Source organism: Variovorax paradoxus (assembly GCF_902712855.1).
Lineage (GTDB): Bacteria > Pseudomonadota > Gammaproteobacteria > Burkholderiales > Burkholderiaceae_C > Variovorax > Variovorax paradoxus_Q.
Genome location: NZ_LR743507.1, coordinates 5,518,429 through 5,533,989, shown reverse-complemented (window position 1 = coordinate 5,533,989; position 15,561 = coordinate 5,518,429). Strand labels below are relative to the sequence as shown.

Genomic DNA, 15,561 nt, shown 5'->3' with positions numbered 1-15,561 from the left:
CACGGATCCCGGATTTCTCCCTCCCCCTCTGGGGGAGGGCGGAAGTGGGGGCAAGCGGCGTCGAAGTCCGCGCGATGTCGAAGGCCGCGTGCCCCCATCCCAGCCTTCCCCCAGAGGGGGAAGGAGCAAGGTATCCGGGGGTGTTCAAGTGAGCGAGCCAGAGGATCCCGTATTGCTCCCTCCCCCTCTGGGGGAGGGCAGGGGTGGGGGCAAGCGGCGTCGAAGTCCGCGCGATGTCGAAGGCCGCGTGCCCCCATCCCAGCCTTCCCCCAGAGGGGGAAGGAGCAAGGCATCCGGGGGTGTTCAGTGACCGAGCCAGAGGATCCCGTATTGCTCCCTCCCCTCTGCGGGAGGGCGGGGTGGGGGCAAGCGGCGTCGAAGTCCGCGCGATGCCGAAGGCCGCGTGCCCCCATCCCAGCCTTCCCCCAGAGGGGGAAGGAGCAAGGCATCCGGGGTGTTCAAGTGACCGAGCCAGAGGATCCCGTATTGCCCCTCCCTCTGGGGGAGGGCGGGGTGGGGGCAAGCGGCCTCGAAGTCCGCGCGATGTCGAAGGCCGCGTGCCCCCTTCCCAGCCTTCTCCCAGAGCGGGAAGGAGCAAGACATCCGGGGTGTTCAAGTGAGCGAGCCAGAGGATCCCGTATTGCTCCTCCCCTCTGGGGAGGGCGGGGTGGGGGCAAGCGGCGTCGAAGTCCGCGCGATGTCGAAGGCCGCATGCCCCCATCCCAACCTTCCTCCAGAGGGGGAAGGAGCAAGAGCGTCAAGGCCGCCCTCGATGCATGGTTCGAGGTGCGCGGCTGGAAGCCGTTCAAGTTCCAGCGCGAGGTGTGGAAGGCCATCGCCGAAGGCCGGTCGGGCATGCTCCACGCGACCACCGGCGCAGGCAAGACCTATGCAGTCTGGCTCGGCGCGCTGCAGGCCTTCTCGCAGGCCCGCAAGACAACAGCGCGTCCTGCGCCGCCGCCGCTCACCGTGCTGTGGATCACGCCCATGCGCGCGCTGGCCGCCGATACGCTGCGCGCGCTGCAGCAGCCGCTCGAAGCCCTCGGCGATGAAGTGCAACCATGGAGCGCGGGCGCGCGCAGCGGCGACACATCTTCCACCGAGCGCAGCGCGCAGAACCAGCGGCTGCCCACGGTGCTCGTCACCACGCCCGAAAGCCTCTCGCTGCTGCTCGCGCGCGCCGATGCCCGCGAGGTGCTCGGCCATGTGCGCATGACGGTCGTCGACGAGTGGCACGAGCTGCTGGGCAACAAGCGCGGCGTGCAGGTGCAGCTCGCGCTGGCGCGGCTGAAGCGATGGAATCCGGGCCTGGCCGTCTGGGGCATGTCGGCGACGCTGGGCAATCTGCAGGAAGCCATGCACGCGCTGCTGGGCCACGGGGAGGGCGTGCTCGTGCAGGGCCAGGTGCCCAAGACGCTCGTCATCGATTCACTGCTCCCCGGCCGTGCCGAACGCTTCCCGTGGGGCGGCCATCTCGGCCTCACGATGCTGTCGCAGGTGATCGACGAGATCGCCGCGAGCAGCACCACGCTGGTCTTCACCAACACGCGTTCGCAGTCGGAGATCTGGTACCAGGCGCTGCTCGAGGCGCGCCCCGAGTGGGCCGGCACGATCGCGCTTCACCATGGCTCGCTCGACCGCGCGGTGCGCGAGTGGGTCGAGCGAGGCCTGAAGAGCGGCGAGCTCAAGGCGGTGGTGTGCACGTCGAGCCTGGACCTGGGCGTCGACTTCCTCCCGGTGGAACGCGTGCTGCAGATCGGCTCGCCCAAGGGCGTGGCGCGGCTGCTGCAGCGCGCGGGCCGTTCGGGCCACGCACCGGGGCGGCCCTCGCGCATCACGCTCGTGCCCACGCACAGCATCGAGATGGTCGAAGGCTCGGCTGCGCGCACCGCGATCGCGCAGGGGCACATCGAGGCGCGCCACTCGCCGGACCAGCCGCTCGACGTGCTGGTGCAGCACCTGGTGACGGTGGCGCTCGGCGGCGGCTTCGTGCCCGACGACCTGTACGACGAAGTGCGCGGCACCGCGGCCTACGAACGCCTGTCGCGCGAGAGCTGGCAGTGGTGCCTCGACTTCGTGGCGCAGGGCGGCCCTTCGCTCGCGGCCTATCCCGACTACCGGCGGGCCGTGCCCGATGCCGAAGGCGTGTGGCGCGTGCCCGATTCGCGGCTCGCGCGGCGGCATCGCATGAACATCGGCACCATCGTGAGCGACGCGAGCATGGCGGTGCAGTTCGTCGGCGGCGCGAAGATCGGCAGCGTGGAAGAGGGCTTCGTCGCGCGCATGAAGCCCGGCGACTGCTTCCTGTTCGGCGGCCGCCTGCTGGAGCTAGTGCGCATCCACGACATGACCGCCTGGGTGCGGCGCGCCAGCGGCAAGCGGGCCGCGGTGCCGCGCTGGAACGGCGGGCGCATGCCGCTGTCGAACACGCTGGCCGATGCGGTGGTCGAGCAGCTCGCGCTGGCTGACGAAGGACGCTACGACTCGCCCGAGCTGCAGTGCGTGCGGCCGCTGCTGGAGATCCAGCAGCAGTGGTCCGCGCTGCCGACGCCGCGCACGCTGCTGGCCGAGACACTGCGCACGCGCGAGGGCTCGCACCTGTTCCTCTATCCCTTCGCCGGACGGCATGTGCACCTCGGGCTGGCCAGCCTGCTGGCGTGGCGCGTGGCCCAGCACGAGGCCCGCACCTTCTCCATTGCGGTGAACGACTACGGCTTCGAGCTGCTGAGCGCGACGGACGTCGACTGGCCCGCCTTGCTGCCGCAGGCGCTGCGCCTGCCGGACGGCACGCAGGAGGGCGGCGAGGCGCGCACGCTGCTGCTGCACGAAGTGCTGGCCTCGCTCAATGCCGGCGAACTCGCGCAGCGGCGCTTTCGCGAGATCGCGCGCGTGTCGGGCCTGATCTTCCAGGGCTACCCGGGCGAGAAGCGCAGCAGCAGGCAGCTGCAGGCCTCCTCGTCGCTCTTCTGGGAGGTGTTCCGCAAGTACGACCCTGCCAACCGGCTGCTGCTGCAGGCCGAGCAGGAACTGCTTGCGCAGGAACTCGAGATCGGCCGCCTGCAAGCCAGCCTCGCGCGCATGGCCACGCAGGCGCTGGTGCTGAAGCCGCTGGTGCGGCCGACGCCGTTCTCGTTTCCGTTGATGGTCGAGCTGTTCCGCGAGAAGCTGTCGAACGAGAACGTGGCGGACCGCATCGCGCGCATGGTCGAGCAGCTGGAGAAGGCCGCGGGTGGCGCGGTCACGGCCGGCGGCGCGGAGCGCGTGCGCAGCACGCTGGCGTTCGGACAGGAAGGCGCCGGCAAGCCGCCCGCGCCGCGGCGCGAACGCAGGAGGCCGTCCAGGCCGCTGCCGCCGCTGTGAGCGCCGCGCGTGATGTCCCGCGAGTGAAGTGCCGGTCAGCCCGCGCCGTGCGCCTTGACCCAGCGCACGATGTCCGCCGCACCCATCGCACCGGCCTGCCGCGCCACCTCGCGCCCGCCGCGGAACAGTGCCAGCGTGGGGATGCTGCGGATGTTGAAGCGGGCCCCGAGCGCGGGCACGGCCTCGGTGTCGACCTTGGCCAGGCGCACCTTCGGCTCGAGCTGCGCCGCGGCCTGCTCGTAGCCCGGCGCCATCTGGCGACAGGGGCCGCACCACAGTGCCCAGAAGTCGACCAGCACCGGGACCTCGTTGCGCGCGATGTGCCGGTCGAAGGTGGCTTCGTCGGGCAATACAGTCGAATGGGCGGTGAACAGCGGGCGGTGGCAGCTGCCGCAGTCGGGCGCGCTGCCCAGCTGTGCCTCGCGCACGCGGTTGGTGGTGTGGCAATGCGGGCAGACGATGTGCAGCGAGGTCGATTCGGTCATCCGCAAAAAATAGGGCCTGCAGGAGCCAATTGCAAGCCGGCCGCGGCTGCGGTCGTCTTTTGCGACACTTCCACGCCGTGACGCCAACCGATCCTTCCTCCACGTCGCTCCAGGTCCGCTGGGCCGGCGAACTGCTGCAACTGCTGCCCGAGCGCGCGCTGTGGTGGCCCGCCGAAGGCGTGCTGTTCGTGGCCGATCTGCATCTGGGCAAGGCCGCGACCTACCGTGCGCTCGGCCAGCCGGTGCCGGGCGGCACCACGCTCGAGAACCTTGCGCGGCTCGACGCGCTGATCGCTCGGCTGGGGCCGCGGCGCATCGTGTTCCTCGGCGACTTCCTGCATGCGGCACGGGCGCGCAGCGTGCTGGCCACCGTCGAGCCCTGGCGCGAGCGCCATGCGGGCATCGCGATGACGCTGGTGCGCGGCAACCACGACAGCCGCGCGGGCGACCCGCCGGCCACGCTCGGCATCGAGACGGTCGACGAGCCGTACCTGCTGGGCCCGTTCGCCTGCTGCCATCACCCGCAGGTGCATGCCACGCATTTCGTGCTCGCGGGGCACCTGCATCCGGCCTGCAAGCTCCATGGCCCGGGTCGCGACAGCGTGCGCTTGCCGTGCTTCGTGAGCGACACGCAGCAGGCCGTGCTGCCGGCGTTCGGAGAGTTCACCGGCGGTTGGCTGATGGAGACGGCGCCGGGCCGGCGCTTTCATGCCGTGGGCGGCTCGGCCGTGTGGGCGCTGCCCGCCGCCGACTGACTGTCCTGCGCCTTCCCCCGACGGGGCGAGGACGCAATCCAATGGCTCAGAGCACCACGGGCTCGTCCGGCAGTTCGTTCACGTCGAGTTCGCCTTCGCCCAGCGGGAAGTACTCGACCAGCAGCGCCGAGATCTCTTCCAGCGCCTGCGTCAGCCCGTCTTCGAAGCGCCCTTCGCGAAACGCCAGGCCCATGCGCTGCGTCATCGCAGCCCATTCGGCCGCGCCGACGTGCGCGTTGAGGCCGCGGTCGGCCACGATCTCGATGGCGTGCTCGGCCAGCAGCAGGTAGATCAGCACGCCGTTGTTGTGCGCGGTGTCCCATACCCGCAGCTTGCCGAACAGCGTCACCGCGCGCTGCCGGGCCGGCGCGTCGCGCCGCAGGTACGACATCGGCAGGCCGGCCTCGATGCAGATGCGGATCTCGCCGCTGTGGCGGCGCTCGCTCGCACCGACGCGGGCGGTGAGGCGGTCGAGCACATCGGGCGGCAGCACGCGGTGCGTCGCGGCGGCATCGTCGATCCATCGGTGGCGCCAGATGCGGCGCAGCCGCGAGAAGAGGGTGGGTCGGGTGTTCTTCATGGCTGCCTGCTCACCAGTCTCCCGAGGCGCCGCCGCCTCCGAAATCGCCGCCGCCCCCGGAGCTGAAACTGCCGCTGCTGCTGCTACTGCTGCTGCTCGACCAGTCGCTGCTGCCGGAACTGCTCGCGCCGCCCCAGCTGCTGCCGCTGCTGCTGCTCCTGCGCCGCACCGACGTCCCCGAGCCGCCTGCGCCGCCGAATGCCGGCCGCGAACCGGCGAAGGCCGAGGCGATCAGCGCGACCAGGCCCGCGATCACCGAGATGAACATGTTGTGCGTGATGAAGAACGAGACCGCGCCCATGCCGCCGCCCATCACCATCGTGCCGAAGGCCTTGCCCAGAATGGCGCGCACCACGGGCGCGACCGCGAAGAAGCCGAAGAAGAGAAAGATCGCGAAGTCGCCCCAGTCGATGCTGCGGTCGTCGCTCCCGCTGCCGGCGCGTTGCTCGGGCTGCGGCAGCGGCTCGCCGTCGACCAGGCCCACGAGCCGGTCGACCGCCGCGTTCAGCCCGCCCGCGAAGTCGCCGTTGCGAAAGCGCGGCTTCATTTCCTCGTCGATGATGCGCGCGGCCGCCAGGTCGGGCACCGCGCCCTCGAGCGTCTTGGCGACCTCGATGCGCATCTTGCGGTCGTCCTTGGCCACGATCACCAGCATGCCGTCGCCGACGTCCTTGCGGCCGATCTTCCATTCGTTGCCCACGCGGTTGGCGTAGCTCGCGATGTCCTCGGGCTGCGTGGTCGGCACCATCAGCACCACGATCTGCGAACCCTTGCGCTGCTCGAAGGCCGCGAGCCTGGCTTCGAGGCCGGCGCGCTGCGCGCTGTCGAGCGTGCCGGTCTGGTCGATCACGCGCGCGCTCGGCGCGGGCACAGCCAGCGGGCGCGGCCGCGCGGCCTCGGTCGGCATCTGGGCCCGTGCGGGCAGGGGCAGCATCGCCGCGAAGGCCAGCGCCAGCAGCAGCCATGCCGCGAGCCTGTGCCAGTGCGGCTTCGAGCGCCAGGCGGGCGCGTGCGTCGTCGGGTCGGTCGCCACGGGCGTGCGCGCCGCTTACTTCTTCGGCGCGTTGAAGTCGACCGTGGGCGGCGTGGAGATCTGCGCCTCGTTCTGCACAGAGAAGTTCGGCTTGGGCTCGTAGCCGAAGACCTTGGCCGTGAGGTTGCTCGGGAAACTGCGCGCGAGCACGTTGTACTCCTGCACGCTTTCGATGTAGCGGTTGCGCGCCACGGTGATGCGGTTCTCGGTGCCCTCGAGCGTCACGCGCAGGTCGCGGAACGACTGGTTGGCCTTCAGGTCGGGGTAGCGCTCGGACACCACCATCAGCCGCGACAGCGCCGAGGAGAGTTCGCCCTGCGCCTGCTGGAACTTCTGGAAGGCCTCGGGGTTGTTGAGCGTCTCGGGCGTGACCTGGATCGAGGTGGCCTTGGCGCGCGCCTCGATCACCTTGGTAAGCGTGTCCTGCTCGAAGGCGGCCTCGCCCTTCACGGTGGCGACGATGTTGGGCACGAGGTCGGCGCGGCGCTGGTACTGGTTGAGCACCTCGCTCCACGCCGATTTGCTGGCTTCGTCGAGGGCCTGGAACTGGTTGTAGCCGCAGCCGCTGAGCGACACGACGGCCGCAAGAATCAGGAACCAGCGCTTGATCATCATTTGCTTTACCTCCGCAGTTGGGGGCCGAAGTTAGCATAGGACCCGCCCGTCCCCTCCGCTGTCGACCGCCATGGCGTCCTATCCAGTCAGTCCCCTCCAGGCCCTGCAGGCCGCCAGCCGCGCGGCACCGCCCGCCGCTTCCGATGCCTTCGGGACACTGCTGTTCGCCGGCGCAACCGGCGCGCTGGGCGCCGAGCTGCTGCGCCGGCTGGCGGGCAGCCACCGGCATGCGCACACCCGCGTGCTGGCGCGCGAGCCGATGCGCGACGGCCTGCGCGGCGTGGAAACCTGCCTGAGCCCGGCCGGCCCGATCGATGAATGGCCCGTCACTTCGGCGCATACCGCCATCGTCGCCTTCGATCCGCCGCGGCTGTACCACGACCGCGAACGCGCGCTGTGGGTGCCGGAGCCCGCCGACCTGCCCGCGCTCGCGCGCTGGCTGCGCGCCTGCGGCGTGCAGACGCTGGCCATCGTCCAGCCGCACGACCAGGGCAAGCTGCCCGAGGCGCTCAAGCGCGGCCTCGCCAGCCTCGACGAGCAGGCGGTGGTGGCCTGCGGCTTCGAGCGCGTGATCCTCGTGCGCTCGGCGCGCAAGCCGGTGAACGCGACGTTCGCCAATCCGCTGGAACGGCTCGCCGCGTGGATGCTGTCGGTCGTGCGCTTCATGGTGCCGACCAGCGAACAGCCGGTGCGCGCGTCGAAGGTGGCCGAGCTGGTCGACCTGGCGCTGCGCATCGCGCCGCCGGGCGTGCACGTGGCCGCGCCCGAGCTGGTGTGGCAGGCCGCGCAGGGCGACATGCCCGGCGTGGCGGCCCGGTGGCTGCACGCGCCGCACGTGGACTCCTGAGCCGGAGGGCCAAGGCCACGCGCCACCCGCTGGCGCTTTCTGTTTCAGGGCCAATCGGGGCCATGCAGTACCGCCGTCACGGTCCGCGCGGCAGAATCACGCCATGCCCAAGACCCCACTCCGCGCCGCCGCGGCCATCGGCGGCACCGCCGACGACGCCGAAGCGGCCTTCTACGAAGCGCTGCAACGCGGCGACATCGATGCGCTGATGGCCTGCTGGGCCGACGAGGACGAGGTGTTCTGCGTGCACCCCGGCGGCCCGCGCCTGGTGGGCGCGGTGGCCATCCGCGCGGCCTTCGAGCAGATGTTCGGCAACGGCGCCATCCACGCCACGCCGGCGCGGGTGCGCAAGATCGAGTCGCTCGCGAGCGCGGTGCACAACGTGCTCGAGCGCATCGAGGTGCTCACCGCCGAAGGCCCGAAGCACGCCTTCGTGCTGGCCACCAACGTCTATCACAAGACCGCCGAAGGCTGGCGCCTGGTTGCCCACCATGCGAGCCCGGGCAGCGCGCGTGAGCCGGACGACGCCAACGATCCGCCCCAGACCCTTCATTGATGCCGTCCTTCGCTTCTTCCCCGTCTCCTTCACCTTCGGCTGCCTCTTCCTCCTTCCAGCCGCTGCTGGACTACGCCGCGCCGCGCTGGCTGCCCGGCGGCAACCTGCAGACCATCTGGGCCGCGCTGTATGCGCGTCGCTTCGACGGGCTGGCGCCCATCTACCGGCGCGAGCGCTGGCCCACGCCCGACGGCGACTTCATCGATGTCGACTTCGTCGACGCGCCGGCGTCCGCGGGGGCGCATGCACCCCTGCTGGTGCTGTTCCACGGCCTCGAAGGCTCATCGCGCAGCCACTACGCGGAGGCCTTCGCGGTCCTCGCCGCCTCGCGCGGCATGGCTTTCGCGGTGCCGCACTTCCGCGGCTGCAGCGGCGAACTGAATCTGGCGCCGCGCGCCTACCACTCGGGCGATTTCGAGGAGATCGGCTGGATCCTCGCGCGCATGCGCGACCAGCATGCGGCCAAGGGCGGCGGGCCGGTGCTGGCCGCGGGCGTGTCGCTCGGCGGCAATGCGCTCATGCGATGGGCTTCTGAAGCCGGAGAAACCGCTTCGGCCGTGGTGAGTGCCGTGGCCTCGGTCTGCGCGCCGCTCGATCTCGCGGCGGGCGGCGACGCCATCGGCCGCGGCTTCAACAAGCTCGTGTACACGCGCATGTTCCTCAACACCATGAAGCCCAAGGCGCTGGCCAAGCTGGCGCAGTTCCCGGGCCTGTTCGACCGCGAACGGCTGGTGTCGGCCCGCAACCTCTACGAGTTCGACAACGTCTTCACCGCGCCGCTGCACGGCTTTCGCGACGCCGAGGACTACTGGGCGCGCGGCTCGGCCAAGCCGCACCTGGCGTCGGTGCGCGTGCCCGCGCTGGTGGTGAATGCGCTCAATGACCCGTTCATTCCTGCGCGCAGCCTTCCCGCCCAGCGCGAGGTGGGCTCGCACGTGACGCTGTGGCAGCCCGCGCACGGCGGTCACGTCGGTTTTCCGACGGGGCTGCCGCCGGGGCATGTGCGGGGCATGCCGGAGCGGGTCGGCGGCTGGTTGGCCGAGTTCGCGTAGCTGGCGCATTCGTGAGGGCCGCCGCGCATGGTCGCCCGAAGCGGCCGGCCTGCCCCCGGCGGGGTGCCGGCGAAGTGACACGAAGTGCACGGAGCCTGGGGGGGAGCAAAATGCAGCCATGGACGACATCGTCAGACAAGCATTGGCCAAATGGCCCAACGTGCCGCACTGCTACGGCTGGCTCGGCCTCGATGCACGCGGCAACTGGTACATGCGCGACGACCGCACCCAGGCGCAGGGACCGTTCCGCACGGCCAAGGGCTCGATGCTGCGGCACGACAAGCTGATCGAATTCATCCACCGCAACTACGAGCACGACGACGAGGGCCAATGGTTCTTCCAGAACGGGCCGCAGCGCGTGTACGTGGAGCTCGAGGCCGCGCCGCTGGTCTGGCGCGTGGCCGAGGAGGGCGACGGCTTCACAGTGACCTCGCACACGGGCCAGCCGGTCGAGGTGTCGGCTTGCCTGCTCGACGCGGAAGGCCGGCTCTACCTGGACTCGCCGATCGGCCTGGGCCTCGTGCACACGCAGGACGTGGGCATTGCGGCCGAAGCGGTCGAGCGCGGGCTCTGGACGCCCGAAGCCGTGCTGGCCGACGAGCTGCCGCGCCGCTTCGGGCATGTCCTGAGCCCGGCGCAACGCCATGCCGAAGCGGCTGCGGCATCTTCGAAACCCTGAACCTGTCCATCCTGCGTGGGCGACGCCCATGAAAAAAGCCGGCGCTGGGCCGGCTTTTTCGTGGGACTAGGGAAAACGCTTACTTGGCAGCAGCGCTGGCCTCGGAGGCCGCGCCTTCCGCCGGCGCTGCGCCCGAGGCGCCTTCCGCAGGTGCCGCGGCGGCGGGACGGTCGGGCACCGGGAACTTGGCGCCGCCGGCATTGGCCATGTAGACCACCGCACGGCCGATCTCGAGGTCTTCGAAGTCGCCACCGCCCTGTGCGGGCATCGCACCCTTGCCCTTCAGGGCGTGTTCGAGCAGTGTCGGGTAGCCCTGGCCGATGCGAGGACCCCAGGCGGCTGCGTCCTGGAAGTGCGGTGCGCCGGGGATGCCGGGCGCGCCGTGGCAGGTGGCGCACTGGGCCTTGAACACGGCCTCGCCGGTGGCCAGCGGGCGGTTGGCGTCGCGGATCTCGATGGCGCCGATCTTCTTGAGTCGCTCGGCCACTTCGCGGTCCCGCGCTTCCTTCGTCACGCCGTAGAGCGCCATGTTGTCGCCCTCTGCGGTACCGGCGGGCTTGTTGCCCGAGACCACGTAGGACACGAGACCCACGATGATCAGGATCGGTGCGATGAAGGAAAAAAACACCGCGAGCAGCAGTTGCTTCGGGTTCTTGATCGGCCCGGTGTGGGCTTCTTCTGTGGCCTGGTAATGCGGGTCTGCGCTCATTGGCGTCCTCAATATCGGGGGCTCGTCGGGGGGCGTTTCCTAACCAACCGGCGATTATAGAGAGACCCCTTGCCCGGAGGGGCAAGGGAGCACCCTTAGAGGACGCGTTTGCGTCAGCCCTTGCTGGCGGCGCTGACGGCGCTGTCGCGCGTGGCCCAGCCGCCGCCCAGCGTCTTGTAGAGCGTGACCTGGTTCTGCAGCTGCAGCAGCCGCGTGGTCACGGCAGACTGCTGCGCAGTGAAGAGCGAACGCTGCGCGTCGAGCAGGTCGAGCGCACTCGCGATGCCGTTGCGGTAGCGCAGGTCGGAGAGCTTGAAGCGCACCGACTCGGCCTCGGCCTGCGCACGCTGCGCGCGCACCTGTTCGCCCAGCGTGGCGCGGCCCGCGAGCGCATCGGCCACCTCGCGGAACGCGGTCTGGATCGACTTCTCGTACTGCGCTACCGCGATCTCGCGCCCGGCCTTGGCCGAGTCGAGCGTGGCGATGTTACGGCCCGCGTCGAAGATCGGCAGCGTCACCGTGGGCGCGAACGACCAGGCCTTGGAGCCGCGGTCGAACAGGCCCGAGAACTCGGAACTCGCGGTGCCGATGCTGCTGGTGAGCGACACGCGCGGGAAGAAGTTCGCGCGCGCCGCGCCGATGTTGGCGTTGGCCGCGATCAGCTGCTGCTCCGCGGAGCGGATGTCGGGGCGTTCAGCCAGCAGGTCAGAAGGCAGTCCGGCGGGCACGTCGGGCATCGGCGTGATGCCGTCCAGTCCCTTGGTGCCGCCGGCGGTTGCTTCGGCCGGCACCGGCGCACCGAGCAGCAGCGCCAGCGCGTTCTCGTCCTGCTGGCGCACGCGCAGCTGCTGCGCATACGAAGCACGCGCGGTTTCCAGCAGCGAGTTCGCGGCCTGGAAGTCGAGCTCGGACGACACGCCGTTGTCGAAGCGCAGCTTCGTCAGGCGCACCGACTCTTCGCGCGTGTTCAGCGTCTGGCGCGTGATCTCGAGCAGCTCGTCGTCGGCCAGCAGCGTAAGCCAGCCGTTGGCGACCGAGGCGACGAGGCTGATCTGCACCGCCTTGCGGGTCTCGTCGGTGGCCAGGTACTGCGCCAGGGCCTGGTCCTTCAGCGCGCGGATGCGGCCGAAGAAGTCGATCTCCCAGGCGGTGAAGCCGAAGTTGACGCTGTACTGCGACGCCACGCTGCCCTGGCTCGGGTCGATCGCCTGGTAGGCGTTGGGACTCGAGCGCGAGCCGGTGCCCGTGAGGCCCAGCGCCGGGAACAGCGCCGAGCGCTCGATCTGGAACTGCGCGCGCGCCTGCTCGATGTTGAGCACCGACACCCGCAGGTCGCGGTTGTTGGCCAGCGAGGTCTGGATCAGGCCTGCCAGGCGCGCATCGGTGAAGAAGTCCTGCCAGGGCAGGTTGGCCGCGGCCTGGCCGGCCGGCTGTGCCGGGTCGCCCGGGTAGGTGGTCGGCACCGGCGCGGCGGGACGCTCGTAGGTCGGGATCAGCGAGCAGCCGGCCAGCAGCAGGGCTGCTGCCAGGGCGGTGGGAATCAATTTCGTCATTGTCATAGCGACTCCATGGCCGTTCGCGCTGCAAGCACAGCACGGCCTGTTCGGGAAACACCGCGGAACCGGCTCTGCCGGGCCGCTGGTGTTGCCCCCTGCAAGGGGCTGGGCGCAGCGACACGCAGTGCGCGAAGCCTGGGGGTGTGCCCGGGTTCGGTCATTGTTGGGGTTCCTCCGCGACGCCGGCGGCTTCGGCATGCCGCTTGTCGGCCTCGCGCTGTCGTGCACTGCCCTTGAACAGCGTGCGCACCACCACGAAGAAGATCGGCACGAAGAACACCGCCAGGGCAGTGCCCGTGACCATGCCGCCGATCACGCCCGTGCCGATGGCGCGCTGGCTGGCCGAACCTGCGCCGGATGCGAGGAACAGCGGCAGCACGCCGAGGCCGAACGCCAGCGACGTCATCACGATCGGACGGAACCGCAGGTGGGCCGCGGTGAGCGCCGCCTCGACGACGCCCTTGCCCTGGGCCTGCAGGTCCTTCGCGAACTCGATGATCAGAATCGCGTTCTTCGCGGACAGGCCGATGATGGTGATCAGGCCCACCTGGAAGTACACGTCGTTCGAATACGAACGCAGCATGGTCGCCAGCAGCACGCCGATGACGCCGAGCGGCACCACCAGGATCACCGCGAGCGGAATCGTCCAGCTCTCGTACAGCGCGGCCAGGCACAGGAACACCGCCAGGATCGCGAAGCCGTAAAGAATGATCGACTGCGAACCCGCGAGCTTTTCTTCGCGCGACTGGCCCGTCCATTCGAAGCCGAAGCCTTGCGGCAGCTGCGCGGCGAGCTTTTCCATCTCGGCCATGGCGGCGCCCGTGCTGTAGCCGGGGGCCGCGTCGCCGCTGATGCGGATCGCCGGGTAGCCGTTGTAGCGCACCGTCTGCGTCGCGCCCTTCACCCAGCGGGTGGTCGCGAATGCCGCGAGCGGCACCGGCTGGCCCTGGCTGTTGGCTGCGTTCAGCTTCAGCAGGTCGTCCGGCTGCATGCGGGCCGGTGCGTCGGCCTGCACCACCACGCGCTGCAGGCGGCCGCGGTTCGGGAAGTCGTTCACGTAGCTGGAGCCCAGCGCCGTCGACAGCGTCGAGTTGATCGAGTCGAAGGTCACGCCCAGTGCGTTGGCCTTGTCGCGGTCGATGTCGATCTGCAGCTGCGGCGCATCTTCCAGGCCGTCGGGGCGGACCTGCGCCAGGATCTTGCTCTGCCCGGCCATGCCCAGCAGCTGGTTGCGTGCGTTCACCAGTGCCTCGTGGCCCGCGCCGGCGCGGTCCTGCAGGCGGAAGCTGAAGCCGGTCGCGTTGCCCAGTTCGGGAATGGGCGGCGGGCTCAGCGGGTAGATGAAGGCGTCGCGGATGCCCGAGAGCGCACCGAAGGCACGGCCGGCCAGCGCGCTGGCGGAGTGGGCCGGGTCCTTGCGTTCGTCCCAGTCCTTCAGCGTCACGAAGGCGAGGCCCGCGTTCTGGCCCTGGCCCGAGAAGCTGAAGCCCATCACGCCCACCATGCTCTGCACTTCGGGCTGCTTCAGGATGAAGCCCTCGACCTGCTGCATGACCGACAGCGCACGCTCCTGCGTGGCGCCCGGCGGCAGCTGCACGTTCACGATGATGTTGCCCTGGTCTTCCTGCGGCAGGAACGAGCTCGGCAGGCGCAGGTAGGCCACCACGACCGCGCCGATGATCGCCGCATAGATGATCAGGTAGCGCGCGGCACGGCGCAGCAGGCGCGAGACCACGCTTTCATAGCCCTTGGCCGTGCGCGTGAACACCCGGTTGAACCAGCCGAAGAAGCCGCGCTTCTCGTGGTGGTGGCCGGCTTCCACCGGCTTGAGCAGCGTGGCGCACAGCGCGGGCGTGAGCGACAGCGCCATGAACGCCGAGAACGCGATCGACGCGACCATCACCGCCGAGAACTGGCGGTAGATGTTGCCGGTCGAGCCGGCGAAGAACGCCAGCGGCACGAACACCGAGATCAGCACCACGGTCACGCCGATGATGGCGCCCGAGATCTGCTTCATGGCCTTGCGCGTGGCTTCGAGCGGCGACAGCCCCTCTTCGCTCATGATGCGCTCGACGTTCTCCACCACCACGATCGCATCGTCCACCACGATGCCGATCACCAGCACCATGCCGAACATGGTCAGCACGTTGATCGAGAAGCCAAGCGCCAGCAGCGTGGCGAAGGTGCCCAGCAGCGCCACCGGCACCACGATCGTCGGGATGATCGTGTAGCGCCAGTTCTGCAGGAAGATGAACATCACCACGAACACCAGCGCCACGGCTTCCAGCAGCGTCTTGACCACTTCGGTGATCGAGATGCTCACGAAGCGCGAGCTGTCGTACGGAATCGCCCACTTCACGCCCTGCGGGAAGTACCTGGAGAGCTCGTCCATCTTGGCGCGCACGGCCTTGGCCGTCTGCAGCGCGTTGCCCGAAGGCGTCTGCTGGACGCCGATGCCCACCGCCGGCGCGCCGTTCAGGCGTGCCGAGGTGGCATAGGCCTGGCCGCCCAGTTCGATGCGGGCCACGTCCTTCAGCCGCACGGTCGAGCCGTCGGTGTTGGCGCGCAGCACGATTTCCTTGAACTGGTCGACGTTGGCGAGCTGGCCGTTCACCACCACCGTGGCGGCAATGGCCTGGCCGGGCACGTTCGGCAGGTCGCCGATGGTGCCCGATGCCACTTGCGCGTTCTGCGCCTTGATGGCGTTGTTCACGTCGTTGGCCGACAGGTTGTAGCCCTGCAGCTTGGCCGGGTCGATCCAGATGCGCATCGCGTTCTCGGTGCCGAACAGCTGCGCCTGGCCAACGCCGGGAATGCGCTGCAGCTCGGGGACGATGTTGCGCGAGGCGTAGTCGCCCAGCGCCACCGGGTCGTATGCGGGGTTGTCGGACGAAAGGATCGTGAACAGCAGGAAGTTGTTGCGCGACTTGTCCACGCGCACGCCCTGCTGCGTCACCACGGCCGGCAGGCGCGGCGTCGCGCGCGACAGCCGGTTCTGCACGTCCACCTGCGCGAGGTCGGGGTCGGTGCCCTGCTCGAAGCTGATCGTGATGGTGCCGGTGCCGTCGGCCTGGGCCACCGATTCCATGTAGATCAGGCCCGGCGAGCCGTTCATTTCGCGTTCGATCACGGACAGCACGCTGTCCTCGAGCGTCTGCGCCGAGGCGCCGGGGTACGCGGCGTTGATCACGATGGCCGGCGGAGCCACCGGCGGGTACTGCGAGATCGGCAGCTGGGTGATTGCCACACTGCCCATCACCAGGATGAACAGCGCGATCACCCAGGCAAAGATCGGGCGGTCGATAAAGAATTTGGCCATGCGGGCTCGCTCCTA

Annotated in this window: 13 protein-coding genes; 6 read left to right on the top strand and 7 right to left on the bottom strand. The window is 69.8% G+C overall.

Annotation, left to right across the window (positions count from 1 at the left end; all coding sequences use genetic code 11):
- The first annotated feature begins 711 nt into the window (after nucleotides 1-711).
- Nucleotides 712-3,360, top strand: a complete 2,649-nt coding sequence (locus tag AACL56_RS26220; RefSeq protein ID WP_339092717.1) for a ligase-associated DNA damage response DEXH box helicase — start codon at nucleotides 712-714, stop codon at nucleotides 3,358-3,360.
- 35 nt (nucleotides 3,361-3,395) lie between these two features.
- On the opposite strand, the gene trxC is transcribed toward AACL56_RS26220, so the two are convergent.
- Nucleotides 3,396-3,845, bottom strand: coding sequence for a thioredoxin TrxC (gene trxC / locus AACL56_RS26215; protein ID WP_339092716.1), 450 nt, complete (start codon nucleotides 3,843-3,845; stop codon nucleotides 3,396-3,398).
- 77 nt (nucleotides 3,846-3,922) lie between these two features.
- Here trxC and pdeM point away from each other — a divergent pair, with 77 nt between their 5' ends.
- Nucleotides 3,923-4,600 (top strand): ligase-associated DNA damage response endonuclease PdeM, encoded by a 678-nt coding sequence (pdeM, locus tag AACL56_RS26210; protein WP_339092715.1) that lies wholly within the window; start codon nucleotides 3,923-3,925, stop codon nucleotides 4,598-4,600.
- Nucleotides 4,601-4,646: 46 nt separating this feature from the next.
- Here pdeM and AACL56_RS26205 read toward each other — a convergent pair whose 3' ends face one another.
- The 3 genes from AACL56_RS26205 to AACL56_RS26195 all read right to left on the bottom strand — a co-directional run bounded on the left by AACL56_RS26205 (nucleotide 4,647) and on the right by AACL56_RS26195 (nucleotide 6,828).
- Nucleotides 4,647-5,180 (bottom strand): TPM domain-containing protein, encoded by a 534-nt coding sequence (locus AACL56_RS26205; RefSeq protein ID WP_339092714.1) that lies wholly within the window; start codon nucleotides 5,178-5,180, stop codon nucleotides 4,647-4,649.
- Between the two features lie 10 nt (nucleotides 5,181-5,190).
- Complete coding sequence (locus AACL56_RS26200) at nucleotides 5,191-6,114, bottom strand: TPM domain-containing protein (protein ID WP_425337078.1); 924 nt, start codon at nucleotides 6,112-6,114, stop codon at nucleotides 5,191-5,193.
- A 114-nt stretch (nucleotides 6,115-6,228) separates the two neighbouring features.
- On the bottom strand, nucleotides 6,229-6,828 hold the full coding sequence (locus AACL56_RS26195) for a LemA family protein (RefSeq protein ID WP_339092713.1): 600 nt from the start codon (nucleotides 6,826-6,828) through the stop codon (nucleotides 6,229-6,231).
- Nucleotides 6,829-6,898: 70 nt separating this feature from the next.
- Here AACL56_RS26195 and AACL56_RS26190 point away from each other — a divergent pair, with 70 nt between their 5' ends.
- The 4 genes from AACL56_RS26190 to AACL56_RS26175 all read left to right on the top strand — a co-directional run bounded on the left by AACL56_RS26190 (nucleotide 6,899) and on the right by AACL56_RS26175 (nucleotide 9,962).
- Nucleotides 6,899-7,675: a hypothetical protein gene (locus tag AACL56_RS26190; RefSeq protein WP_339092712.1), complete on the top strand. Its 777-nt coding sequence runs from the start codon at nucleotides 6,899-6,901 to the stop codon at nucleotides 7,673-7,675.
- 103 nt (nucleotides 7,676-7,778) lie between these two features.
- On the top strand, nucleotides 7,779-8,231 hold the full coding sequence (locus AACL56_RS26185; protein WP_339092711.1) for a YybH family protein: 453 nt from the start codon (nucleotides 7,779-7,781) through the stop codon (nucleotides 8,229-8,231).
- Nucleotides 8,232-8,296: 65 nt separating this feature from the next.
- A complete protein-coding gene (locus AACL56_RS26180) occupies nucleotides 8,297-9,283 on the top strand; it encodes a YheT family hydrolase (RefSeq protein WP_339092949.1) in 987 nt (328 codons plus the stop codon).
- A gap of 118 nt (nucleotides 9,284-9,401) precedes the next feature.
- Nucleotides 9,402-9,962 carry a DUF2946 family protein gene (locus AACL56_RS26175; RefSeq protein WP_339092710.1) on the top strand — a complete coding sequence of 187 codons (561 nt, stop codon included), beginning with the start codon at nucleotides 9,402-9,404 and terminating at the stop codon, nucleotides 9,960-9,962.
- A 79-nt stretch (nucleotides 9,963-10,041) separates the two neighbouring features.
- Here the strand turns inward: AACL56_RS26175 and AACL56_RS26170 are convergent, their stop codons facing one another.
- From AACL56_RS26170 to AACL56_RS26160, 3 genes are all read right to left on the bottom strand, one after another.
- The gene (locus tag AACL56_RS26170) at nucleotides 10,042-10,671 is read right to left on the bottom strand and encodes a c-type cytochrome (RefSeq protein WP_339092709.1); all 630 of its coding nucleotides are present in this window, start codon (nucleotides 10,669-10,671) and stop codon (nucleotides 10,042-10,044) included.
- A 113-nt stretch (nucleotides 10,672-10,784) separates the two neighbouring features.
- Nucleotides 10,785-12,224 (bottom strand): efflux transporter outer membrane subunit, encoded by a 1,440-nt coding sequence (locus AACL56_RS26165; RefSeq protein WP_339092708.1) that lies wholly within the window; start codon nucleotides 12,222-12,224, stop codon nucleotides 10,785-10,787.
- 160 nt (nucleotides 12,225-12,384) lie between these two features.
- Nucleotides 12,385-15,546: an efflux RND transporter permease subunit gene (locus AACL56_RS26160; RefSeq protein WP_339092707.1), complete on the bottom strand. Its 3,162-nt coding sequence runs from the start codon at nucleotides 15,544-15,546 to the stop codon at nucleotides 12,385-12,387.
- Between the last annotated feature and the right edge of the window lie 15 nt (nucleotides 15,547-15,561).